Source organism: Pseudomonas nitroreducens, assembly GCF_024170165.1.
Taxonomy (GTDB): Bacteria; Pseudomonadota; Gammaproteobacteria; order Pseudomonadales; family Pseudomonadaceae; genus Pseudomonas; species Pseudomonas nitroreducens_C.
On sequence record NZ_JALJXP010000011.1, the window covers coordinates 164,904 to 188,135 of the forward strand.

The window sequence follows — 23,232 nt, forward strand, 5'->3', positions numbered from 1 at the left end:
GAGCGGCGTAAGGTTGCGCCGCTTTATCCAGTGAACAGGGAGCACCCGTGAAAATCGCTGTACTCGGAGCCACCGGGCTCCTGGGCCACCACGCCGCCCGCGCGATCAAGGCGGCCGGCCACCAGCTGGTGCTGATCCACCGACCCTCGTCGCAGATCCAGCGCCTGGCCTACCTCGAGCCTGAGTGCCGGGTAGCCGAACTCTTCGATCACCAGGGCATGGCCCGCGCGCTCAGCGGGCTGGACGCGGTGATCTTCAGCGCCGGTTACTACCCGGTGCGCCCGCGTCGCTGGCAGGAGGAGGTCGCCAGCGCACTGGACCTGACCAATCATTTCTACGCCGCCTGTCTGCAGGCGAAAGTGCCACGCATCCTCTACGTCGGTTCGGCCTTCGCCATGCCCTCGCACCCGCAGGGGCTGCCGGGCCATGAGGGGCTGTTCTACGAAGGGCTGCCCACCGGCAAGAGCGCCTACGTGATGTGCAAGTGGGCGCTGGACGAACAGGCCCGCGAACAGGCCCGTGGCGGGCTGCCGGTGGTCATCGGGATTCCCGGCATGGTGCTGGGCGAGCTGGACATCGGCCCGACCACCGGACGCCTGATCACCGCCATCGGCCGCGACGAGATGCTGCATTACGTGCCGGGCCGGCGGAACGTCATCGATGCATCCGAGGCCGGGCGCGGCCTGCTCACGGCGCTGGAGCGTGGGCGGGTCGGCGAGCGCTACCTGCTGACCGGGCACAACATCGAGATGGGCGAGCTGACCGCCACCATCGCCAAGCTGCTGGGCAAGCCGGCACCGACCCCGATGCCGCTGCATCGCGCCCGCGCGCTGGCGACGCTGGGTCGCTGGCGCTACCGGCTGACTGGCAAGATGCCGCTGCTGGACGACACCGCCATCGAGGTGATGGCCGGCGGGCAGTTCCTCGACGGCCGCAAGGCGCGCGAGGAGCTGGGCTTCGAGTCCCATGTGCCGCTGGATGACACGCTGGAGCGGGCCATCTCCTGGTTCCACGCCAACGATTACCTCTGATTTCGGCTGTCTTTGTAGGAGCGAGCTTGCTCGCGAACTGCATAACGCTGAGCGGTCCCTGTTCGCGAGCAGGCTCGCTCCTACGAAAAGCTGTTACGGAGCTCCCTGCGAGAGCCTTATGTGCCGCGTAGAGCGTGGAAGTGAATGAAAAAAGCCCGGCTCATTGGCCGGGCTTTTTCGTTGTCAGGGCAGCGCCTTCTCAGCGAAGGGCCGGTTGGGCAGCCCCATCTGCGCGCGGAAGCTTTCCATGTCGAACAGCGTGCACAGTTCCTGCACCTGGTCCTGGCTGTTGAAGGTCCAGAAGCCCATGGCCGAGATGCTGACGATGCGGTCGCTGGCCGGGTAACCCAGCACAGGGCGGGCGATGCTGCCCATCAGGGTGCTCCAGGTGAAGACCTTGTTGCCCTCGCGGATGCATTCCTCCACGGCCACTTCCAGGTCTTCCATGCCACTGCGGATCTCCTCCACCAGCGCCCGGTAGCCGGCGTTGTCCAGCGGCTGGGCGGTGAAGGCGCTCTTGTAGATGAAGTCCGGGCTGTGCAGTTGCTCGACCAGCGCCAGGTGCCCCTTGTTCCAGGCGAGGTCGATATGGTGGCGGGCGACTTTCTTCAGGTCTTTTTCCGGCATGGCGACATCCTTTGTCGGGGGAGGCTGGAGCGCCACTGTGTATCGCTGGCGATACACAGGCATTGGCCGGCGCGCCAGCCCCCCGACGAAAAGCAGCCGGTCAGAACACGCCGGAGAGCTTCAGTGCATGGTAGATCGCAGCCAGGCCGAGAACGGCGAAGGCGGCGGCGGCCAGGCGGCGGATCAGGTTCAGCGGCAGGCGTTCGGCCGCGAAGTTGCCCGCCAGGACCACCGGCACGTTGGCGATCAGCATGCCCAGGGTGGTGCCGATGACCACCAGCCAGAAGTGCGGGTACTGCGCGGCCAGCATCACGGTGGCGACCTGGGTCTTGTCGCCCATCTCGGCGAGGAAGAAGGCGATCAGGGTAGTGAGGAACGGGCCGAACTTCTTCAGCGAGCCTTCTTCGTCGTCATCCAGCTTGTCCGGAATCAGGGTCCAGCCAGCGACTGCCAGGAAGCACACGGCCAGCACCCAGCTCAGCGTGCTTTCCGAGAAGAACGAAGCGACCCAGCTGCCCACGGCGCCGGCAGCGAAATGGTTGGCCAGGGTGGCGGCGATGATCCCGGCGATGATCGGCCAGGGCTTGCGGAAGCGCGCGGCGAGGACGAGCGCGAGCAGTTGCGTCTTGTCGCCGATTTCCGCGAGGGCAACGATCAGGGTGGGGACGAAGAGGGATTCCATCAGACTTCCAAAGGGGGCGGGTCGACTAATCACCATGACACGCGCTACCTGCCCGCCCCGGGTCAGGTTGCTCGTGTCATAGGTCTTGTCAAACCCCGGCCTGAACGCTGCAGGCCTGGATCGTACGCGCCATGGTCTGCGGACCAAGTGTGTTGACGCGTACCGGGCGAGCAGGGCGCTCGCGGGAGACTACTCCCCTAGGACGGGGCGCATTCTGCCCAAGTCCCGGGACTTGGGCAAGCCTGCGTGTCGGATCAGTCGCGGGTGGGGCTGATGTCCATGTCTTCGTAGCGGATGAAACGGGTGCCGTTCTTGAAGCGGTAGCCCAGCCAGATCGCCAGGAACAGCGGAATGGTGATGTAGGTGGCAACCAGCCCGGCCCAGTCCACGTGCTCGCCGACGAAGGCCTGGTAGTTCTGCCCCAGGGTGATGATCAGGCACAGGGTGAAGGCGAACAGCGGGCCCAGGGGGAACCACTTGGCACGGTAGGGCAGGTCATTGAGGTTGCCGCCCTGCAGCACGAAGCCCTTGCGGAAGCGGTAGTGCGACACGGCGATGCCCAGCCAGACGATGAAGCCGCACATGCCCGAGGCGTTGAGCAGCCAGGTGTAGACGGTCTTGTCGCCGATGAAGCTGGTGAGGAAGCACAGCGCGCCGATCAGCGTGGTGGCATACAGCGCATAGCGCGGCACGCCGCTGGCGGACACCTGGGTGAACAGGCGCGGCGCCTTGCCCTGGGTGGCCATGGTGTAGAGCATCCGGGTCGAGGCGTACATGCCCGAGTTGCCCGCCGAGAGGATCGCCGAGAGGATCACCGCGTTCATCACGCCCGCGGCGGCGGCGAGGCCCGCGCGCTCGAACAGCAGGGTGAAGGGCGAGGTGCTGATGTCGCTGCTGTCGGTCTTGAGCAGGTTCGGATCGGTGTAGGGGATCAGCATGCCGATGACGAAGATCGACAGGATGTAGAACATCAGGATTCGCCAGAACACCTGGCGGATGGCGATGGGAATGGACTTCTGCGGATTCTCCGACTCGCCCGCGGCGACGCCGATCAGCTCGGTGCCCTGGAAGGAGAAGCCGGCGATCATCGCCACCCCGATCATCGCCTGCAGGCCACCGACGAAGGGCGCATCGCCGCTGGTGAAGTTGCTGAAGCCGGGGCTGTCGATGCCGTGCATGATGCCGATGATGCTGGCCAGGCCGATGCCGATGAAGATCACCACGGCCACCACCTTGATCAGCGCGAACCAGAATTCGCTCTCGCCAAAGCCTTTCACCGAGAAGAAGTTGAGCATGAACATGATGGCCAGGAAGCCGGCGCTCCAGTACATGCCCGAGACTTCCGGGAACCAGAATTTCATCACCAGCTGCGCGGCCACCAGCTCCGCGGCAATGGTCACCGCCCAGTTGTACCAGTAGTTCCAGCCCATGGCGAAACCGAAGCCATCGTCGATGAAACGGCTGCCATAGGTGCAGAACGAGCCGGAATCGGGGATGTACGCCGCCAGCTCGCCGAGGCTGGTCATGAGGAAGAACACCATCAGGCCGATCAGCGCATAGGCCAGCAGTGCGCCGCCGGGACCGGCGGTGGCGATGGTGCTGCCGGAGGCGACGAACAGGCCGGTGCCGATGGAGCCACCGATGGCGATCATGTTCAGGTGGCGCGGCTTGAGGGAGCGCTTCAGATGATGCGGCTTCTCCTTCGGCCCCATGGCGAATGTCAGTTCGACGTCGTCTTTGATTCTGCGATTCACGGTGTCCTCGATATTTCAGGGCGAGCGGCGATGCGCCGATCCAGCGGGCTGCGTGGAGTGTAGTGCGAGCTCTGGATCAGCGCCGGGCGCTGTAGATGCGGAAGCCGTCGGCCTCGGCCAGGGTGCGGCAGGGGCCCAGGTGCTGTTCGATCAGCGGCGGGTATTTCAGGAAGCTGTTGGCCACCAGGCGCAGTTCGCCGCCGGACGCCAGGTGGCGTGCCGACTGGCGCAGCAGGTGTTCGGTGGCGGCGTAACTGGTGTGCACGCCCTGGTGGAAGGGCGGGTTGCTGACGATGGCGGCGAGGCCTTCTGGCGCGGCGTCGATGCCGTCAGCGGCGATCACTTCACCCTCCAGGCCGTTGGCAGCCAGGGTCAGGCGGCTGCTTTCGATGGCGAAGGCGTCGACGTCCAGCAGGGTCAGGCGGCTCTGTGGATAACGTCGCTTGAGCGTGGCGCCGAGCACCCCGGCGCCACAGCCGAAGTCCAGCACGTGGCCGCTCGGCAGCTTGTCCAGATGCTCCAGCAGCAGTGCGCTGCCACGGTCTAGGCGGCCATGGCTGAACACCCCGGGCAGGGTGATGACCTGCAGCGGGCCATCGGCCAGCGGCAGTTCATAGCGTTGCGCGAGGCCGTGCAGATCGGGCGCAGCCGGCGCGCCGTCGATGTGTGTGTGCCACAGCTGGCAATGGCGGGCGCTGTCCAGCTTGCTGGCGCGGCCGAGTTCGCCGAGCTGCTTGCTGGCGCGCTCGACGCCGGCGCGTTTCTCGCCGACCAGGTACAACTCGCCGTCCGGCACGCAGCTGGCCAGTGCGGCCAGCAGGTAGTCGGTCAGCTCGCGGGACTTGGGCAGGAACAGTACCGCGGCCTCAAAAGGGGCTGCGGGCGGTGTGGCGCCGAAATGGCAACGGCCGGGATAACGACTTTCCAGCTGCCGGGCTTCGCCGGCATGCCAGCTCCAGCCCTGGGCCTGCGGGAAGTCGCCGAGCAGGGCATCGGCGGGCAGGCCGGCGAGCAGGACGCGGCCCTGGAAGCGCTCGGTCTGGCGCAGCAGCACTTCACTGGTGGGGGCGTTGGACATGCGGCCTCCTGGCGAAAAAGGGCGCGAGTTTAGCAGGGCTGCCGCGGCCGAGCCTAGGCGAGCCGCACTTCGGCATTCTTCCAGAAGTCGTCGCCACGCAGTTCCAGCGCCCCGGCCGCGACTTGTTCGCGCAGGCGCCAGGCCGCCAGCAGGTCGCTGACGAACAGGCCGTCGACGTAGGCCATGGTCGGCCCGATCACGGATTGCACCGGGCGCCAGGACGCGCTGGCGCTGTCCAGCAGGATGCGGTCGATGTGCGCATAACCGCTGCCGCTCAACTGACCATCCAGCCACAGGCGCAACTCGGCGTTTTCGGTCAGGGCGCGCTGCCAGTCCGCCGCCAGGCCTTGGCGCTCGGCGGCGTCGAGTTCGTGGCTGGCGGCCAGGGCGTTGGCCAGTTCGACGGGTTTGAGCATGGCGATGGCGTGGCGGTCCTCGCTGCGGCACTGGCCGCTGCCGGCGCCGACACTGCGCAGGATGATGTTCGCGGGCAGCAGCGCGCAGACGCGGCGCAGCAGCAGTTGCTCGCTGGCGCTGTCGCCGTGCCAGAGGGTGATGGAGGCGACGTCCGGGCTGTGCAGCCAGTTCACCTCGGTGGCCATCTCGATGGCAATCTCCCGCTCGCGCAGGACGTCGCCGCCCAGCTCGTGCCAGAACGCGGCGCGCTGCAGGCAGGGCGGGTTATCCACATCGCTCAACGGGCCGACCGCGAGGTCGTCCGGCATCACGCGGATTTTCTTCTCGGTCAGCACGCCGGCCTCGACTGCCCGATGCAGGGCTTCGGCGGCGCCGTCGCCGCAGACCAGATGCAGGCTCATGGTGCCACCACCCGGCGCGGCTCGCCGGCGAAGAAGCCCGCGGCGTTTTCGCTCAACTGGCCGACGATGCGCTGCCGGGCCTCGCGGCTGCCCCAGGCGCTGTGTGGGGTAAGGATGAGGCGCGGGATGTCGCCGGCCAGCAGCGGGTTGCCGTCCTTGGGCGGCTCGACGCTGAGCACGTCGAATGCCGCGCCGCCGAGATGGCCGCGGCGCAGGGTGTCCGCCAGCGCCTGTTCGTCGACCAGCCCGCCGCGGGCGGTGTTGATCAGGTAGGCGCCGGGCTTCATCAGGTCCAGTTCGCGCTGGCCGATCAGGTTGCGGGTGGCGTCGGTCAGCGGACAATGCAGGGTGAGGGCGTCGACCTGCGGCAGCAGTTCGTCCAGCGCCAGGCGATCGGCACGCGCCGGGCGGCCGGGCAACGCGCCGAGCAGCACGCGCATGCCGAAGGCTTCGGCCAGCCTGGCCACCGCACCGCCCAGTTCGCCGTGGCCGAGCAGGCCGAGGGTCTTGCCTTCCAGCTCGACGATGGGGAAGTCCAGCAGGCAGAACTGCGGCGCCTTCTGCCAGCGACCCTCGCGGATCGCCGCCTGGTAGTCCGGCAGCCGCGTGGCCAGGGCGAGCAGCAGCATCAGGGTGTGCTGGGCCACCGACGGGGTGCCGTAGCCCTGGCAATTGCTCACCGTCACGCCGTGGCGGCGCGCCGCATCGAGGTCGACGTTGTTGGTACCGGTAGCGGCCACCAGGATCAACTTGAGGTCCGGGCATTGCTCGATGGCCTCGGCGCCGATGCGCACCTTGTTGCTGATCGCCACCTGCGCGCCCTTCAGGCGCTCGGCCACCTGCTCGGTGTCGCTGCGCCCGTGCAGGACCAGCTCGCCGAACGGCGCGCGCAGCGGCGCGAGGTCGAGGTCACCGAGGTCGAGGGAGGCATGGTCGAGGAAGACGGCGCGAGCAGGATTCATGAGCGATGACACCTTGAGCGGAAGGGCGGGATGAAGGGGATTCTCGGCAGAACCGCCGCCGTGGACAACCCGGTCTGCCCGCGGATGTGGACGGAGGGAACTGCGTATTGATGGTAGATGTTTGAGTGAAAAGTCTGACAGGCGTTTCGGTTTTCCCTCATCTGCTGTCCCGTGCCAGCTACTTAGAGTGATCCCATCGAAATCCCGAGGTGACTTGCGATGATGGGTTGGCTGATCTCCGGTCTGACGCTCTTTGGCATCACGACCGCCGGACTCTGGAGTGCATGGGTCTGGTCCCGCGTGGGTTCCTCGGCGTCCCTTCCTCACGTTCCCTGCGCGCGACGTCGCCATCAGCTGCGCCCCAACGGCCTGGAGCCGCTGCTCTGCTTCGGCTCCCTGATGGCCGCCTGCGAAGGGCCGGTGGGCGTGGCGTTGGTGCGCGAGCGTGGCGAAATGACCGAACGGCTGGCCGCGGATCTGGAGGAATGCTGGGGTATCCGCGATGGCAAATCGGCGCGCGATACGCTGCAGAGCATGCTGCTGGAAGCGCACAGTTTGCCGCTGGACGAGGATTTCCGCCGCCTGCAACGCAACGAGCCGAGCGCGTTCGATGGTGAGCAGCGGCTGCGCTGGCAACGTGCGAAGCGGGCCTGGGGCAAGGCCGGCCTGGTCCTGCCGAAGGACATTTCCATGGCGGCTCACGACTACGAGTGTATTGCCTGGCTGACGCGGCGCTGCCATGCCTGCGGTTATCTCGCCGAGGCCGAGGCCTGGCTTTGCCTGGCCTGGGTGGCAGAAGCAGCCGTGCGCCACTTCGGCGACTGGCAAAGCTATGCCGCGTCCTGTGTGCTGGTGCGGGCCACCCTGCAACGCGACGGCCAACAGGACTCGCTGGCCATCCGTGCCTACAGGGAACTGATGGCGGAAGCGGGACAGTGGCGGGCCCATCCGCTGGCAGGCATCCGTGCAGACGGTGTGGTTCTGCAGATCGGACACGAGATTGCGCCGTTCGCCAGCCAGCCTCGCCTGTTCCTGCTGGCCTTCGGATCACTGATCGCACTCAGCGCCGGCGTGCGCTCCGATCGACTGGCGATCGCGCCCGATGAGCCGGAACTGCACCGCTTGTGGCTGGCACGGAACTGGCGTGCCGAGGGCCCGGGGCCGGTGAAGGAGCGTCTGCACTGGCTGCTGGAGACCGGCAGCCGGGCGCGCTTCGATGCCCAGTTGCAAGCTGGCGTGGATCGCCGGGGCAGTGGCGCTGGCGAGGCGGGGCAGGAACGCTTAGAGCAGGCGCGTCGGGCTCTGCTCAAGGCCGGGCACGATCCGGAACGGGTGGACGGCTGTCGTACGGCGCTGGGCTACGACCTGGAGCGGGCCGCCTTCGGTGCGCGCCTGGCCTTCGCCGCCGGCCTGCTGGATGAGGCGAGCCTGTGGAATGCCCTGCGGCACATGGCGCGACAGGCGCGCTCGGCATTCGCTGACTGGGAGCAGTACCTGATCTCGGTGGTCATCGGTCATGCGCTGGCCACTCCGGATCGGGATGCCGGCCGGCAGCTGCTGCGTAGCGGCATGGCGTTGCTCGATGGCATCTGCCCGTTCGCCGAATTCCTTTCACCCTGGCAGGCCTGTCCACTGGACAGGCTGCCGGTACTCCACGCGGTATCCTCTGCGGTGGCTCGTTGAGGCAGGCCAGGCGCGGTCCGGGCACTTGTGGTGGCCCCGTGGCTTCGTATAGAAGTGGGCTTTGCAGATGGCTGTTCGGAGGCACGATGTACTGGGCGGAATTTCTCACGGTGGCGTTCATTCACCTGCTGGCAGTGGCCAGCCCCGGCCCGGATTTCGCCGTGGTGGTGCGTGAGAGCGTGGCCCACGGCCGTCGCGCCGGAACCTGGACGGCGCTGGGCGTGGGCAGCGCGATCTTCCTGCACGTGACCTATTCGCTGCTGGGCATCGGCCTGATCGTGTCGCAGTCCATCGTGCTGTTCAACGCGCTGAAATGGTTGGCGGCGGCTTACCTGCTGTACATCGGCTTCAAGGCGCTGCGGGCGCGGCCGGCCGATCCGGCAGCGGCCGAAACCGTCGTTGCGCCGGTCGCCCGTACTGCACGCGGCGCCTATGTCGCCGGCTTCGTCACCAATGGCCTGAACCCCAAGGCCACGCTGTTCTTCCTCTCGCTGTTCACCGTGGTGATCAACCCGCACACGCCGCTGCTGGTCCAGGCGGGATACGGCGTTTACCTGGCCTGCGCCACGGCCGGCTGGTTCTGTCTGGTGGCGCTGCTGTTCAGCCAGCAGCGGGTGCGCGCGGGCTTCGCGCGCATGGGGCACTGGTTCGATCGGATGATGGGCGTGGTGCTGGTGGGGCTGGGGATCAAGCTGGCGTTCACCCAGTTGCGCTGAACCGGCTTGAACGGGGCGCCTCGCGGCGCCCTCGGGACTACTGCAGAGCGCGGATGTCTGCTACTTGGTCGGGGCTGACCGGTGTGGCCTGATACCCCCAGGCCGAGCGCAGGAAGCTGGTCAATTCGGCCACTTGCCTGTCACTTAGCCGCCAGCCGAACGCGGGCATGCTCAGGCCCGTGGGAGCAGCCTGGGTGACGGGCACGCTGGCTCCGTTCAGGATGAGGCGGATCAGCGAGTCGGGACTGGCACCGAGCACCGCCGAGTTGCCCGCCAGGCGCGGGAAGGTGCTGCGGTAGCCGCGGCCATCGCTGCGGTGGCAGGCGGCGCAGTTATCCAGATAGAGCTCCTCGCCGACGGTTTTCGGCGTGCCTTCGACCAGGTTCACGGTGGTGAAGTCGCTGCCCACGCTGGCCACCTCACGCCCAGAGGAAAGGGACTTGAGGTAGACCGCGATGGCCTTGAGGTCGGCCTCCTGGAAGTACTGGGTGCTGTGCGCTACGGCTTCGCCCATCGGGCCAAAGGCGGCCGTGTGGGTATTACGACCGGCCTTGAGGAACTCTATCAGGTCTGCCTCGGACCAGTCCTGCAGGCTGCTGTCGGTGACACCGGCCAGGTCGGCCGCATACCAGCCGGCCAGCTTCGCGCCTGCCAGGTAGTCCGCCCCGTTCTGGTCCAGGGCTTTCTCCTGGAAGGCAATGCCACGTGGCGTATGGCAAGTGCCGCAATGCCCCAGCCCCTGCACCAGATAGGCGCCGCGGTTCCACTCCGGAGTCTGGGTGGCGACCGGGCGGTAGGGTTCGGCTTTGCTGAACAGGGTGTTCCAGACGCTCAGCGGCCAGCGCATGTTCAATGGCCAGGGGATGTCGCTGATGCGATTCGCCGAGGGATCGGCCAGCACGCCGTGCCTGAAGTAGGCGTAGAGGTCGCTGACATCTTCATCGCTGAGCCGCGAGAAGGACGGATAGGGCATCGCCGGGTACAGGTTGCGGCCATCGGCAGCGAGGCCTTTGCGCAGGGCATCGGCAAACTGTTGCAGCGTGTACGAGCCGATGCCGTTGCGGGTATCCGGCGTGATATTGGTGGAAAAGATCGCGCCCAGTGGCGATTGCAGCGCCAGCCCGCCGGCGAAGGGGCGCCGCGGATCGACGGTGTGGCAGGCGGCGCAGTCGCCCAACTGGGCGAGGTAGCGGCCGCGGTCAATGGCGGCGTCCAGGTCTTCGGCCGCGTCGGCCTGCGCCGAGTCCATGACCAGCAGGAGGGTCAGCGAAAGCAGTATGGATTTCATGACGTGCCTCCTCAGGCGGATACCAGCGGGCCGGGGTTCTTCAGGTACTGCTGGCGGATGGCGTTGGCCGCCCAGTAGGCCAGCGCGCCGACGATGCCGGTGGGGTTGTAGGCCATGTTCTGTGGGAAGGCGCTGGCGCCGAGGACGAACAGGTTCGGCACGTCCCAGCTCTGCAGGTACTTGTTCACCACGCTTTGCCTCGGGTTCTCGCCCATGATGGCGCCGCCGGTGGTGTGGGTGCTCTGGTAGGCCCGCCAGTCGAAGCGCGAGCCGGGCCTGGGCGCCGAGGAGACGCTGTGCCTGGGGTTGAGCACCTGGGCGATCTGCTCCATGCGCTGGACCATGAACTGGGCCTGGAGGATGTCGTTGGGTTTCCAGTCGAAGGTCATGCGCAGCATCGGCAGGCCGTGCTCGTCGGTGTAGGTCGGATCGAGGTCGAGGTAGCAGTCGCGGTAGGCCATGCTCGAGCCTTCGGCATGCAGGCCCATGTTGTGGTTGTAGTTGTCCTTGATCGCCTGCTTCCAGCCGCTGCCCCAGGCCGGCGCGGTGTCCGGCAGGACCATCTGCTGGATTGGCCGCCCGCCGCTGGTGGAGGAAGACAGGTAGGCGCCGCCGACGAAGCCGTTGGTCTGGTTGAAGAAAGCTTCGTTGTTGTAGTCGTCCAGGCAGGTGTAGCCCGCGCCGGCGCCGACGAAGGGGTTGAAGTGCTTGTCCTTGTCGAAGAACAGGTTCACTGCAGAGTTGGTCTGGTAGGCGTAGTTCTTGCCGACCACGCCTTCGCCGCTGGCCGGGTCGTAGGGCTCGCCAATCTTCGAGAGCAGCAGCAGGCGCACGTTGTGCAGCTGGAAGGCGCTGAGGATCACCAGGTCAGCCGGTTGCTCGACTTCGCGGCCCTGGGCGTCGATGTAGGTGACGCCGGTGGCTTTGCGCCCGCTGGAGTCGGTGTTGATGCGGATGACCTTGGACTGGGTGCGCAGCTGGAAATTCGGCTGGGTGAGCAGGACCGGGAGGATGGTTGTCTGCGGCGAGGCCTTGGAGTAGTTGAAGCAGCCGAAGCGCTCGCAGTAGCCGCAGTAGTTGCACGGCCCCATCTGTACGCCGTAGGGGTTGGTGTAGGGCTCGGTGCAGTTGGAAGCAGGGCAGGGGAAGGCGCTCAGGCCCAATTCCTTGCCGGCCTGGGTCAGCAGTTCGCCGGCGTAGAGGGTCTTCATCGGCGCGGTGGGGTAGGGGTTCTGTCGTGGCGCCTCGAACGGGTTGCCGCCGCCGGTTCGCTGGCCGCGCAGGTTGCCGGCCTGGCCGGCGGTACCACAGACCTTCTCGAAGTGGTCGAAGAAGGGCTCCAGTTCTTCGTAGGTCACACCCCAGTCCTGGATCGTCATGCCTTCGGGGATGGCATTGGCGCCGTGGCGCTGCAGGGTGTTGCTGCGCAGTTGCAGGTCATAGGGCTGCATACGCCAATGCTGGCCGTTCCAGTGCACGCCGGCGCCGCCCACGCCATTGCCGGGCAGGAAGGCGCCGAGGCGGCGGTAGGGCACGGCCTGGTCGGCGGGAGTGTGGCGAATGGTCAGGGTTTCCTTGGCGAGGTTCTGGAACAGCTTGTAGCGGATGCCGTAGGTCAGTTCATCGGCCATGCGCGGGTAGGCGAAGTCAGGGGAGGTATTGCGCATTTCCCCGCGCTCCAGTGCGACCACCTCGAGGCCGGCGTCGGTCAGCTCCCGGGACATGATCGAGCCGGTCCAGCCCAGGCCGATGACCACGGCATCGACGGGCGCCATCTTCAATGCGCTCATGCGGTCAGCTCCTGTGCCCGGCGATATTCACCGGGCCTTGGGGATAGGGGGCGTTGGGCCGCGCGGCCCAGTCGGTGAAGTCGGCGCGGGCCCCGGGGAAGCCGATCAGCTTCCACGACGCCATGGTCCGGTTGCCGCCATGGAGGGGATCGCTGAGCCAGCCTTCGCGGGTGTTCTGCAGCAGTTGCTGGAAGAACATCGGACCGGAGCAGTCATCGCCCAGGGCCATCTCACCCTTTTCCAGCGCGCTCAACAGCGCTTCCTGCCTGGCCGCCGCCAGCTCGTGGAAGTACTTGCCGGCATACTGCTGCTGGCAATGGGCGTTCAGCGCGGCAATGCCGACCCGGTAGATGTCGCGCGGCGCCAGCAGGCTCTGAAAGCCCAGCTCCGGCGCTGCTGGCAGGGCGGGGCCCTTGAGGTACCAGATGCCACCGTGGCCGTAGAGGGTTTCCATCTGCCGGTCGATGAATTCCGGCACGCCTTCGGCGACCGCGCCGGGGCCGTTGTCATCGCTGGGAATCAGACGCTCGCAGGCGGCCAGCAGGAAGAGCCATTCCACATCGTTGAAGTACAGCGGTACATGACTCGCGGGGGCTATCCGCTCCTGGTCCGTCGCGGCTGCCGGCGCAGTGGCGCTGGCGTTGCCGGTGACCAGGCTGGCGCCGCCCAGAAAGGTCACGGCAGGGATGAGGGTGAGGGTGTGCTTCAGAAAGCGACGGCGAGCGGGCTCGTCATCGTTGAAGTCGTCGGACATGGGAAAGCACTCTCAGATGAAGAGACTGTCCATGCTAGGGAGCGTGGTGGCGGGTGCTTGCCCCCCGTGTTCGGATGATGGGGGCGGAATTTTCCGTGCTTTGGGCGGGCGGTGTGCCATGCCCAGTGCCGGTATAGGCGGCTGGAAACGAACAAGGGGCGCCGAAGCGCCCCTTGTTCATGCCGGACCGAGGATCAGACCAGCTCGATGGCTACCGCGGTGGCTTCGCCGCCGCCGATGCACAGCGAGGCCACGCCGCGCTTGCCGCCCTTCTTCTGCAGGGCGTTGATCAGGGTGACGATGATGCGCGAGCCGGTGGAACCGACCGGGTGGCCCTGAGCGCAGGCACCGCCGTAGACGTTGACCTTGGCGTGGTCCAGGCCGTGTTCGCGCATGGCGAGCATGGTGACCATGGCGAAGGCTTCGTTGATCTCGAACAGATCGACGTCGTCCTTGCTCCAGCCGGCCTTCTTGAACAGGTTGGTCATGGCGCCGATCGGGGCCAGGGTGAACTCGGCCGGATCCTGGCTCTGGGTGGCGTGGGCGACGATCTTCGCCAGCGGTTTCAGGCCACGGCGCGCGGCTTCTTCAGCGGTCATCAGGACCAGCGCGGAGGCGCCGTCTGAGATCGAGCTGGCGTTGGCCGCGGTGATGGTGCCGTCCTTGCGGAAGGCCGGGCGCAGGCCGGGGATCTTGTCCAGGTTGGCAGTGAGCGGCTGCTCGTCGTCCTTCACCACCGTCTCGCCCTTGCGGGTGGTGACGGTGACCGGGACGATTTCCGAATCCAGCGAACCGTCCTTGATGGCGGCCTGGGCGCGCTGCAGCGATTCGATGGCGTAGGCGTCCATCTCTTCGCGGGTAACGTTGTACTTGTCGGCGGTTTCCTGGGCGAAGGAGCCCATCAGGCGGCCGGTGCGGGCGTCTTCCAGGCCGTCGAGGAACATGTGGTCCTTGATCTCGCCGTGGCCCATGCGCAGGCCGGTGCGGGCCTTCTCGATGACGTAGGGGGCGTTGGACATGCTTTCCATGCCGCCGGCGACCATCACGCTGTTGGTGCCGGCCTTGAGCAGGTCGTGGGCCAGCATCACGGCTTTCATGCCCGAGCCGCAGAGCTTGTTGATGGTGGTGCAGCCGGTGGCGGCGGGCAGGCCGGCGTTCAGCGACGCCTGGCGGGCCGGGCCCTGTTTCAGGCCGGCGGGCAGTACGTTGCCCATGATCACTTCCTGCACGTCCTCGGGCTGGATGCCGGCACGGGAGATGGCTTCGCGGATGGCGATGGCGCCCAGGTCGACGGCGGAAACGCCGGACAGGCTGCCCTGGAAGCCGCCCATGGGAGTACGGGCGCCGCTGACGATGACGATCTCGGACATGACTAACCTCTTAGCTCTTGTTGTAGGAGTCCGCGCAGGGCCGGCTGCGCGTCGGCACAACTGTGTCGGAAGCAGGCATCGGGATGCTCATTTACAAGATGTAAACTCCGCTCCCTCGCCTGCTTCCGCCTTGTTCTGCTCCAGCTCGCAGGCCCTGTGCGGACTCCGGGGAAAGGTACCGGGCGTGAACGACCGGGCGTCAGGATTCTACCGCGTGACCGGATGTGGCCATAGAGTCATCGGCAAATCACTCTTTTGACTGATGAATGGACACACGGGGCGCTCTAGAGTCGGTCTCATCCTGATGAGATCCAGCCTTGAGAGTGCGTACGCCATGCTGAAGACCCGTGTCATCCCCGCTGCACAGAACGCCTACCAGTACCCGCTGTTGATCAAGAGCCTGCTGCTGTCGGGCAGCCGTTACGAGAAAGGCCGGGAAATCGTCTACCGCGACACCGTGCGTTACAGCTATGCCACCTTCAACGAGCGCGTCGCGCGCCTGGCCAACGTGCTGACCGAGGCCGGCGTGAAGGCCGGTGACACCGTGGCGGTGATGGACTGGGACAGCCACCGTTACCTGGAGTGCATGTTCGCCATTCCGATGATCGGCGCGGTGCTGCACACCATCAACATCCGTCTCTCGCCGGAGCAGATCCTCTACACCATGAACCACGCCGATGACCGCTTCGTGCTGGTCAACAGCGAGTTCGTCGCGCTCTACCAGGGCATCGCCGGGCAGCTGACCACGGTGGACAAGACCCTGCTGATCACCGATGGCGCCGACAAGAGCAGCACGCTGCCCAACTGCGTCGGCGAGTACGAGACCCTGCTGGCCGCCGCCAGCCCGCGCTACGCCTTCCCCGACTTCGACGAGAACTCGGTGGCGACCACCTTCTACACCACCGGCACCACCGGTAACCCCAAGGGGGTGTACTTCACCCACCGCCAGCTGGTGCTGCACACCCTGGCCATGGCGGCGACCATCGGCAGCCTCGACAGCATCCGCCTGATGGGCACCGATGACGTTTACATGCCGATCACCCCGATGTTCCACGTGCATGCCTGGGGCGTGCCCTACGTGGCGACCATGCTGGGGGTGAAGCAGGTGTACCCGGGCCGTTACGAGCCGGAGCTGCTGTGCAAGCTGATCCGCGAGGAGAAGGTGACCTTCTCCCACTGCGTGCCGACCATCCTGCAAATGATGCTCAACGCCGCCGGGGCCAAGGACCACGACTTCGGCGGGTTGAAGATCATCATCGGCGGCAGCGCCCTCAACCATGCGCTGTACGACGCCGCCAAGGCCCGTGGCATCCAGCTCACCGCGGCCTATGGCATGTCCGAGACCTGCCCGTTGATTTCCTGTGGCTACCTGAACCAGGAACTGTGTGCCGGCAGCGAGGATGAACGCATTACCTACCGCATCAAGGCCGGCGTGCCGGTGCCGCTGGTGGAGGCGGCGATCATGGACGAGCACGGCCAGTTCCACCCGGCGGACGGTGAGTCCCAGGGCGAGCTGGTGCTGCGCGCGCCCTGGCTGACCCAGGGGTATTTCCGCGAACCGGAGAAGGGCGAGGAGCTCTGGGCCGGTGGCTGGATGCACACCGGTGACGTGGCGACCCTCGACGGCATGGGCTTCATCGATATTCGCGACCGCATCAAGGATGTGATCAAGACCGGCGGCGAGTGGCTGTCGTCCCTGGAGCTGGAAGACCTCATCAGCCGTCACCCGGCGGTGCGCGAGGTGGCAGTGGTCGGCGTGCCCGATCCGCAGTGGGGCGAGCGCCCGTTCGCCCTGCTGGTGCTGCGCGAGGGGCAGGCGCTGGATGCCAGGGCGCTGCGCGAACACCTCAAGCCTTTCGTCGAGCAGGGCCACATCAACAAGTGGGCGATTCCCTCGCAGATCGCCGTTGTTACTGAAGTTCCCAAGACCAGCGTCGGCAAGCTCGACAAGAAGCGTATCCGGGTAGACATCGCCCAATGGCAGGAGGCCGGCAGCGCTTTCCTCTCCACGGTGTGACCGACGACCGGCAAGTCACGGTTTTCGGGCGCCGTGCCAAGCAAGCGCTTGGCACGGCGCAGCCCAGTGATCACGCCATCTCGGGCCTGCGCAAGCGTCTAGTCAGGGCCTTTGTAAGACAAATCACACTTTAGAGCGATCAAGCATGTCAGGTCGCTGGCTATAGTCGCCGCTACTCATAACAAAAAACACATGGAGTAGCGTCGATGAAAACCATGCAACATATCTGGCGCCTGGCACGGTTGCCGCTGGCAGTGAGCCTGGCATCCACGCTGGCGACGCCGGCTTCCGCCGTCAGTTTCAACATCGGGGAAATCGAAGGTTCGTTCGACTCGACGCTGTCCGTGGGGGCCAGCTGGTCGACGGAAAATCCGAACAGCAACCTCATCGGCGTCAACAACGGTGGCAAGGGCCTGTCCCAGACCTCCGACGACGGCCACCTGAACTACAAGGCCGGCAAGACCTTCTCGAAGATATTCAAGGGCATCCACGACCTCGAACTGAAGTACGAGGACACCGGCGTCTTCGTTCGCGGCAAGTACTGGTACGACTTCGAACAGAAGGACGAGAACACCGAGTTCAAGCCGCTCTCCGACCACAACCGCAAGGAAGCCGCCCAGGCCTCCGGCGCGGAAATCCTCGACGCCTTCATCTACCACAACTACAACATCGCCGACCTGCCGGGCACCGTGCGCCTGGGCAAGCAGGTGGTGAACTGGGGCGAGAGCACCTTCATCCAGAACGGCATCAGCGTGATCAACCCGTTCGACGTCACCGCGTTCCGCCGTCCGGGTTCCGAGATCAAGGAAGCCCTGGTGCCGGTGAATATGTTCTACCTGTCGCAGAACCTCACCGAGAACCTCTCCGCCGAAGGCTTCTACCAGCTGGAGTGGGACCAGACGGTGGTCGACAACTGCGGCACGTTCTTCTCCCAGCCGGACGTCGTGGCTGACGGCTGCACCCAGAACCTGGCGGTGCTGACCAACAACCAGGCTTCGATCAATACCCTGAACTCCCTGCTCGGCCCGAGCCTGGCGCTGACCCCGTCGCCGTGGAACGAAGGCATCGTGGTCAAGCGCGGTCCGGACCGCGACGCCCGTGACAGCGGCCAGTACGGTTTCTCCCTGAAGTACTTCGCCGACAGCCTGAACACCGAGTTCGGCGGCTATTACATGAACTACCACAGCCGCCTGCCGATCTTCTCCGGCCGTGGCGCTGATACGTCCAAGGTGGCGCAGATCAACCAGCTGATCACCAGCATCGCGGCGATCAGCCCGTCCCTGGCGGCCCAGGCCGGCGCGGCGGCGATGGCGGGCAACTCCAGCTACTTCATCGAGTACCCCGAAGACATCCGCCTGTACGGCCTGAGCTTCTCCACCACGCTGCCCACCGGCACCGCCTGGCAGGGTGAGATCAGCTACCGTCCGAATGCTCCGGTCCAGCTGAACACCACGGACATCCTGTATTCCGGCCTGGACCCGGTAGCCATCGGCGGCAACCACGTCTACGACAATGCTTCCGTGCTGACCGGCACCGCTGGCCAGGATCTGCATGGCTACCGCCGCAAGGAAGTGACCCAGCTGCAGACCACCTTCACCCACTTCTTCGACCAGGTCATGGGCGCCGAGCGTCTGACCCTGGTGGGCGAAGTCGGCTGGACCCACGTCGGCGGCCTGGAAAGCCAGAACGATGCGCGCTACGGCCGCGACCCGGTCTTCGGCCCCGGTCCGCTGAACGGCAGCCTTAACGGTCGTCCGACCTGCGAAGCGCTGAACGCCTCTACCCTGGGTTCCGGTCCGCAGAACAACGTGTCGCGCAAGTGCGAAAGCGACGGCTTCACCACCGCTGACTCCTGGGGCTACCGTGCCCGCGCGATCTGGGACTACAACGACGTCTTCGCTGGTGTGAACCTGAAGCCCAACGTGGCCTGGTCCCACGACGTGGACGGCTACTCCCCGGGCCCCGGCGGCAACTTCGAGGAAGGCCGCAAGGCCGTCAGCCTGGGTATCGATGCCGACTACCTGAACACCTATACCGCAAGCCTGGCCTACACCAACTACTTCGACGGCAAGTACTCCACCGTCGATGACCGTGACTTCGTCAGCCTGAGCTTCGGTGTGACCTTCTAAGCCGGCCGTTCAACCGGCAAGCGGCCCGCCCTCGCGGCGGGCCATCCGCGCGGCCGGGTGACCCGGCCGCGCGGGGCAGCAGACAAAACCGCGCCCCGGTTTTCCGGAAGCATCCGACAAGGGCGGCCAGCGCGGTGGGCAAAGACTCAACGAGGACGATAAACGAATGAGAACAACAAAGATCCTGCTGCACACGGGCGCCCTGGCGCTCAGCCTCATCGCCTCCCAGGTGATGGCGGCCGTCTCTGCCGACGAAGCGGCCAAGCTGGGCACCACCCTGACCCCCATGGGCGCGGAAAAGGCCGGCAACGCCGACGGCAGCATCCCGGCCTGGACCGGCGGCCTGGCCAAGAACGCCGGCACCGCCGACAGCAAGGGCTTCCTCAGCGATCCGTTCGCCAGCGAGAAGCCGCTGTTCACCATCACCGCGCAGAACATGGACCAGTACAAGGCCAAGCTGACCCCCGGCCAGCAGGCGATGTTCAAGCGCTACCCCGACACCTACAAGATGCCGGTGTACCCGTCGCACCGTACCGCTACCGTGCCGGACAGCGTGCTGGAGGCGACCAGGAAGAACGCCACGGCCACCAAACTGCTGCAGGGCGGCAACGGCCTGGAGAACTTCCAGACTGCCAACCCGTTCCCGATTCCCAAGGACGGCCTGGAAGTCATCTGGAACCACATCACCCGCTACCGCGGCGGCCACGTGCGCCGTCTGGTCACCCAGGCCACTCCGCAGGTCAACGGCTCCTACTCGCTGGTGTACTTCCAGGACGAGTTCGTCTTCCGTACCGACCTGAAGGACTATGACGCCAGCAAGCCGAGCAACGTGCTCTTCTACTTCAAGCAGCGTGTGACCGCTCCGGCTCGTCTGGCCGGTAACGTACTGCTGGTGCACGAGACCCTCGACCAGGTGAAGGAACCGCGCCTGGCCTGGCTCTACAACGCCGGTCAGCGCCGCGTACGCCGCGCTCCGCAGGTTTCCTACGACGGCCCGGGTACCGCCGCCGACGGCCTGCGTACCTCCGACAACCTGGACATGTACAACGGCGCGCCGGACCGCTACGACTGGAAGCTGGTGGGCAAGCAGGAGCTGTACATTCCGTACAACAACTACAAGCTCGACGATCCGAAGCTGAAGTATTCGGACATCATCAAGCCCGGCCACCTGAACCAGGACCTGACCCGCTACGAGCTGCACCGCGTCTGGCACGTGACCGCGACCCTGAAACCGGGCGAGCGCCACATCTACGCCAAGCGTGACTTCTTCATCGACGAGGACACCTGGCAGGCCGTGGAAATCGACCACTACGACGGTCGTGGCACCCTGTGGCGCGTGGCCGAGGCGTTCAACCAGTACTACTACAACTACCAGGTACCGTGGTACACCGCGGAAACCCTGTATGACCTGCTGTCCGGTCGCTACCTGGTGCTGGGTCTGAAGAACGAGGAGAAATCCGCCTACGACTTCAACTACAGCGCTTCGGAAAGCGACTTCACCCCGGCAGCGCTTCGCCAGGAAGGCGTGCGCTGATCCCCCGATCCCCACGGGTGGTTCCGCGGTGAAAAAGAAACCGGCCCTCGGGCCGGTTTTTTTATGGGGGATCATCTGTCAGGTGAATGGAGGGCGGAATGTAGGACGCTTTCTGGTCATGTTGTGAGCAAAGGTAACAAAATCGACTTCTATTCCCGACCGCGAGCGGCTAGGCTCGGACGGCAGTGTGACCTTCGTTGACCGCTATAAGAGCTAGAGCAAGAGCCAGGCCGATGACCGACTTCTCGACTCTGCCAAGTCTGACCGATGTTCCCCCCAGCACGGCCGGCAGCCGCTTCTTCCGACCGCCGCTGCCGCATGGCCACGTCGCCCGTTCGCGGCTGTGCCAGCGCATGGCTGCGGGGCTGCAGGGACGGCTGATACTGGTATCCGCCCCGGCCGGGTTCGGCAAGAGCTCGCTGGCCATCGAATTCTGTCAGACGCTGGAAGACCACTGGCGCAGCCTGTGGCTGGGGCTCAGTGCCAGGGACAGCGACCCCGGACGTTTCCTCGAACGCCTGCTCGAAGGCCTGCGCCTGCACTTTCCCACCCTCGGCGAGGAAGCCCTGGCCCTGCTGAAGATGCGCCAGCGCCACCAGCCGTTCGCCTTCGAAGCCTGGCTCGACGACCTGCTCGATGAGCTGGTGGACAGCCTGTCGGTGGACCGCCCGCTGCTGCTGGTGCTCGACGACTACCACCTGGCCCAGGGGGCAGTGCTCGACCGTTGCCTGCAATTCCTCCTCAATCACCAGCCCGCCGGCCTGGTCGTGCTGGTCACCAGTCGCCAGCGGCCGGACTGGCACCTGGCGCGCCTGCGCCTGTCGCGGCAGCTGCTGGAGTTCACCGAACAGGACCTGCGCCTGACCGTCGAGGAAACCGCGCAGCTGGTCAGCGCCAACGGCGCGCAGCTCGATGACAACGCGCTCGACAACCTGGTCGAGCGCAGCGAAGGCTGGATCGCCGGGCTGCGCCTGTGGCTGCTGGCCCACGGCGACGAACTGGCGGCCAACGTGCCCGATCTGTCGGTGCATGGCGCCGAAGAGCTGATCCGTGACTACCTGCTGGAAGAGGTGATCGACAAGCAGTCGCCGGAGGTCCAGATGTTCCTGGCCCAGACCGCGCGCTTCGAGCGCTTCTCCGCCGAATTGTGCGATGCGCTGCGCGATGCGCACGACAGCGCCTCGATCCTGCGGCATCTGCAGCAACACCAGGTGTTCCTCGTGCCGCTGGACGAGCAGGGCCAGTGGTTCCGTTATCACCACCTGTTTTCCGACCTGTTGCTGGCGCGCCCGCTGCCCGGCTCCGGGCCTTCGGCCGCCGCGCTGCACCTTCGCGCCTGCCGCTGGTTCAGCGCCCAGGGGCTGTTCGACGACGCGGTGGAGCAGGCCCTGCGCGCCGGCCACCCGGAGGTCGCGGCGAGCCTGGTACAAAGTCTGTCCGAGGAACAACTGCTGGCCGAGCAGAATGTCGCCACGCTGCTGCGCTGGAAGATGGACCTGCCCGACAGCCTGCTGGCCAGCACGCCGCGCCTGATCGTGCTGTACAGCTGGGCGCTGGCGCTGGCCTGCCAGCTGGATGCGGCCGAAGAACTGGCCGCGCAGCTGTCGCGCTTCCTGCCCGCCGCCGATGCCACCGCTCAGCGCGACCTGCTCGCACAGTGGCAGGCGCTGGCGGGTGTGATTGCCCGTGGCCGCGGCGAGATCGAGGCGGCCGAGCGGCACTGCGAGGAGGCCATGCACGGCCTTGGCCCGGAGCGCTTCGGCCCGCGCCTGCTGTGCCTGTCGACCCTGAGTAACCTGGCCATCGTGCGCGACGACCTGTGGCGCGCTCGCGGGCTCAACCGTGAAGCGCTGGAGCTGGCGCAGCGTTTCGGCAATCCGCTGTTCGAAGCCATGGTGCATTACGACCGTGCCCGCGTTCTGCAAGCGCGCGGCGAAGTGCTGCGCGCCGAGGAAGAAGTGCGTCAGGGTCTGGCGCGATTGTCCGGCCTGTCTTCTCAGCGCCGCTACGCGGTGCGTGGCCGACTGATGCTTTACCAGGGTTACCTGCGCAGCCTCGCGCTGCAGCCGGACGAAGCGCGCAAATGCCTCAAGGCCGGCATCGAGGAAGCCCGTGCCTGCCGCGACATCAGCCTGGTGATCGGTTTCTGCGTGCTCGCCAGCCTGGAAGGGCGGCTGGGCAATTACACCCGCGCCTTCGCCCACCTCGCCGAGGTCGAGCGGATGATGCATGTATGGGATGTGCCGCCGGTCTACTACCTGTCGGCCATCACCCTGATCAAATGCGAGCTCTGGCTCGGCCAGGGCCAGGTCGAACTGGCCAGCGCCTGGCTGGAGCGCCTGCGCGACACCTACACCGGCGACGATCCGGCTACTCCGCCGGAATGCTCGCCGCAGTTGCCGCGCAACGTGGAGATGCTGCAATCCCAGTTGGAGCGCCGCGAAGGCCGCATGGCCGACGCCGAGGTGCGGCTGCGCGCCGTGGCCAGCGGTGCCCTGCAAGGTGGCGCGCAGTTGCAGGCGCGCTTCGCCCAGGGCCAGCTGGTCGCCCTGCTGTTGCAGGACGGTCGCGAGCGCGAAGCCTCCTTCGAGCTGGGCGAGTGCCTCAATGGTCTGGCGGTCGGCCTGCTGATTCCGTTGCATGAAGTGCTGCTGCAGCATCCGGAATGGTTGCGCGAGCAGTTGGCGGTGCGGGCTTCGTCGCCGGCCATCGACGCCCTGCGCGAGCGCCTGCCGGCCCCGCCGGAGCGCGGTGCGGTGCTCAACGATTGCCTGAGCGGGCGCGAGCTGGCGGTGCTGGAACTGATCGCCCAGGGCTGCTCGAACCAGGAAATCAGCGAACGCCTGTTTATTTCCCTGCACACCGTGAAGAGCCACGCCCGCCACATCAACGACAAGCTCGGCGTCGAACGCCGCACCCAGGCAGTGGCGCGGGCGAAGGAGCTGGGGTTGTTGCGCTAGGGGTACCCCGCTCCGAAGATCGTAGGGCGGATAACGCGC

17 protein-coding genes and 1 riboswitch are annotated in these 23,232 nt (G+C 66.2%); of the genes, 7 read left to right on the forward strand and 10 right to left on the reverse strand.

Annotated features, from left to right (window positions below):
• Window positions 1-47 precede the first annotated feature (47 nt).
• On the forward strand, window positions 48-1,031 hold the full coding sequence (locus J2T47_RS21410; RefSeq protein WP_253451390.1) for an NAD-dependent epimerase/dehydratase family protein: 984 nt from the start codon (window positions 48-50) through the stop codon (window positions 1,029-1,031).
• 183 nt (window positions 1,032-1,214) lie between these two features.
• Here the strand turns inward: J2T47_RS21410 and J2T47_RS21415 are convergent, their stop codons facing one another.
• From J2T47_RS21415 to J2T47_RS21440, 6 genes are all read right to left on the reverse strand, one after another.
• Window positions 1,215-1,658: a ketosteroid isomerase-related protein gene (locus J2T47_RS21415; RefSeq protein ID WP_253451393.1), complete on the reverse strand. Its 444-nt coding sequence runs from the start codon at window positions 1,656-1,658 to the stop codon at window positions 1,215-1,217.
• Between the two features lie 100 nt (window positions 1,659-1,758).
• Window positions 1,759-2,340, reverse strand: a complete 582-nt coding sequence (locus tag J2T47_RS21420; RefSeq protein WP_253451395.1) for a TMEM165/GDT1 family protein — start codon at window positions 2,338-2,340, stop codon at window positions 1,759-1,761.
• Window positions 2,341-2,430: 90 nt separating this feature from the next.
• Window positions 2,431-2,550, reverse strand: a riboswitch (yybP-ykoY riboswitch).
• 44 nt (window positions 2,551-2,594) lie between these two features.
• Window positions 2,595-4,052, reverse strand: a complete 1,458-nt coding sequence (locus J2T47_RS21425) for an amino acid permease (RefSeq protein WP_253451564.1) — start codon at window positions 4,050-4,052, stop codon at window positions 2,595-2,597.
• Between the two features lie 118 nt (window positions 4,053-4,170).
• Complete coding sequence (locus tag J2T47_RS21430; RefSeq protein ID WP_253451397.1) at window positions 4,171-5,172, reverse strand: class I SAM-dependent methyltransferase; 1,002 nt, start codon at window positions 5,170-5,172, stop codon at window positions 4,171-4,173.
• A gap of 53 nt (window positions 5,173-5,225) precedes the next feature.
• On the reverse strand, window positions 5,226-5,990 hold the full coding sequence (locus tag J2T47_RS21435) for a DUF1835 domain-containing protein (RefSeq protein ID WP_253451399.1): 765 nt from the start codon (window positions 5,988-5,990) through the stop codon (window positions 5,226-5,228).
• Complete coding sequence (locus J2T47_RS21440) at window positions 5,987-6,952, reverse strand: 2-hydroxyacid dehydrogenase (protein ID WP_253451401.1); 966 nt, start codon at window positions 6,950-6,952, stop codon at window positions 5,987-5,989. The genes J2T47_RS21435 and J2T47_RS21440 overlap by 4 nt, the downstream gene beginning before the upstream one ends.
• Window positions 6,953-7,171: 219 nt before the next feature.
• On the opposite strand from J2T47_RS21440, the gene J2T47_RS21445 reads away from it, so the two are divergent.
• Both J2T47_RS21445 and J2T47_RS21450 read left to right on the forward strand, forming a co-directional pair.
• Window positions 7,172-8,635, forward strand: coding sequence for a DUF1266 domain-containing protein (locus tag J2T47_RS21445; RefSeq protein WP_253451403.1), 1,464 nt, complete (start codon window positions 7,172-7,174; stop codon window positions 8,633-8,635).
• 86 nt (window positions 8,636-8,721) lie between these two features.
• Window positions 8,722-9,351: a LysE family translocator gene (locus tag J2T47_RS21450; protein ID WP_253451405.1), complete on the forward strand. Its 630-nt coding sequence runs from the start codon at window positions 8,722-8,724 to the stop codon at window positions 9,349-9,351.
• Between the two features lie 37 nt (window positions 9,352-9,388).
• Here J2T47_RS21450 and J2T47_RS21455 read toward each other — a convergent pair whose 3' ends face one another.
• The 4 genes from J2T47_RS21455 to J2T47_RS21470 all read right to left on the reverse strand — a co-directional run bounded on the left by J2T47_RS21455 (window position 9,389) and on the right by J2T47_RS21470 (window position 14,553).
• Window positions 9,389-10,639 carry a cytochrome c gene (locus J2T47_RS21455; protein WP_253451408.1) on the reverse strand — a complete coding sequence of 417 codons (1,251 nt, stop codon included), beginning with the start codon at window positions 10,637-10,639 and terminating at the stop codon, window positions 9,389-9,391.
• 11 nt (window positions 10,640-10,650) lie between these two features.
• Window positions 10,651-12,429, reverse strand: a complete 1,779-nt coding sequence (locus J2T47_RS21460) for a GMC family oxidoreductase (protein WP_253451410.1) — start codon at window positions 12,427-12,429, stop codon at window positions 10,651-10,653.
• A gap of 4 nt (window positions 12,430-12,433) precedes the next feature.
• Window positions 12,434-13,183, reverse strand: coding sequence for a gluconate 2-dehydrogenase subunit 3 family protein (locus J2T47_RS21465; protein WP_253451412.1), 750 nt, complete (start codon window positions 13,181-13,183; stop codon window positions 12,434-12,436).
• 194 nt (window positions 13,184-13,377) lie between these two features.
• Window positions 13,378-14,553: a thiolase family protein gene (locus J2T47_RS21470; protein ID WP_253451414.1), complete on the reverse strand. Its 1,176-nt coding sequence runs from the start codon at window positions 14,551-14,553 to the stop codon at window positions 13,378-13,380.
• Between the two features lie 334 nt (window positions 14,554-14,887).
• On the opposite strand from J2T47_RS21470, the gene J2T47_RS21475 reads away from it, so the two are divergent.
• From J2T47_RS21475 to J2T47_RS21490, 4 genes are all read left to right on the forward strand, one after another.
• Entirely contained in the window at window positions 14,888-16,570 is a 1,683-nt protein-coding gene (locus J2T47_RS21475) for a fatty acid--CoA ligase (protein WP_253451416.1), read from the forward strand.
• Window positions 16,571-16,776: 206 nt separating this feature from the next.
• The gene (locus tag J2T47_RS21480) at window positions 16,777-18,699 is read left to right on the forward strand and encodes a DUF1302 domain-containing protein (RefSeq protein ID WP_253451418.1); all 1,923 of its coding nucleotides are present in this window, start codon (window positions 16,777-16,779) and stop codon (window positions 18,697-18,699) included.
• Between the two features lie 166 nt (window positions 18,700-18,865).
• Entirely contained in the window at window positions 18,866-20,233 is a 1,368-nt protein-coding gene (locus tag J2T47_RS21485) for a DUF1329 domain-containing protein (protein WP_253451420.1), read from the forward strand.
• 233 nt (window positions 20,234-20,466) lie between these two features.
• Window positions 20,467-23,193, forward strand: a complete 2,727-nt coding sequence (locus J2T47_RS21490) for a LuxR C-terminal-related transcriptional regulator (protein WP_253451422.1) — start codon at window positions 20,467-20,469, stop codon at window positions 23,191-23,193.
• Window positions 23,194-23,232: the final 39 nt, after the last annotated feature.

Bases quoted from the DNA above. Each gene is read 5' to 3' on its own strand.
- J2T47_RS21415 (WP_253451393.1), bottom strand. From the start codon at position 1,658: ATGCCGGAAAAAGACCTGAAGAAAGTCGCCCGCCACCATATCGACCTC.
- J2T47_RS21420 (WP_253451395.1), bottom strand. From the start codon at position 2,340: ATGGAATCCCTCTTCGTCCCCACCCTGATCGTTGCCCTCGCGGAAATC.
- J2T47_RS21425 (WP_253451564.1), bottom strand. From the start codon at position 4,052: ATGGGGCCGAAGGAGAAGCCGCATCATCTGAAGCGCTCCCTCAAGCCG.
- J2T47_RS21430 (WP_253451397.1), bottom strand. From the start codon at position 5,172: ATGTCCAACGCCCCCACCAGTGAAGTGCTGCTGCGCCAGACCGAGCGC.
- J2T47_RS21435 (WP_253451399.1), bottom strand. From the start codon at position 5,990: ATGAGCCTGCATCTGGTCTGCGGCGACGGCGCCGCCGAAGCCCTGCAT.
- J2T47_RS21440 (WP_253451401.1), bottom strand. From the start codon at position 6,952: ATGAATCCTGCTCGCGCCGTCTTCCTCGACCATGCCTCCCTCGACCTC.
- J2T47_RS21445 (WP_253451403.1), top strand. From the start codon at position 7,172: ATGATGGGTTGGCTGATCTCCGGTCTGACGCTCTTTGGCATCACGACC.
- J2T47_RS21450 (WP_253451405.1), top strand. From the start codon at position 8,722: ATGTACTGGGCGGAATTTCTCACGGTGGCGTTCATTCACCTGCTGGCA.
- J2T47_RS21455 (WP_253451408.1), bottom strand. From the start codon at position 10,639: ATGAAATCCATACTGCTTTCGCTGACCCTCCTGCTGGTCATGGACTCG.
- J2T47_RS21460 (WP_253451410.1), bottom strand. From the start codon at position 12,429: ATGAGCGCATTGAAGATGGCGCCCGTCGATGCCGTGGTCATCGGCCTG.
- J2T47_RS21465 (WP_253451412.1), bottom strand. From the start codon at position 13,183: ATGTCCGACGACTTCAACGATGACGAGCCCGCTCGCCGTCGCTTTCTG.
- J2T47_RS21470 (WP_253451414.1), bottom strand. From the start codon at position 14,553: ATGTCCGAGATCGTCATCGTCAGCGGCGCCCGTACTCCCATGGGCGGC.
- J2T47_RS21475 (WP_253451416.1), top strand. From the start codon at position 14,888: ATGCTGAAGACCCGTGTCATCCCCGCTGCACAGAACGCCTACCAGTAC.
- J2T47_RS21480 (WP_253451418.1), top strand. From the start codon at position 16,777: ATGAAAACCATGCAACATATCTGGCGCCTGGCACGGTTGCCGCTGGCA.
- J2T47_RS21485 (WP_253451420.1), top strand. From the start codon at position 18,866: ATGAGAACAACAAAGATCCTGCTGCACACGGGCGCCCTGGCGCTCAGC.
- J2T47_RS21490 (WP_253451422.1), top strand. From the start codon at position 20,467: ATGACCGACTTCTCGACTCTGCCAAGTCTGACCGATGTTCCCCCCAGC.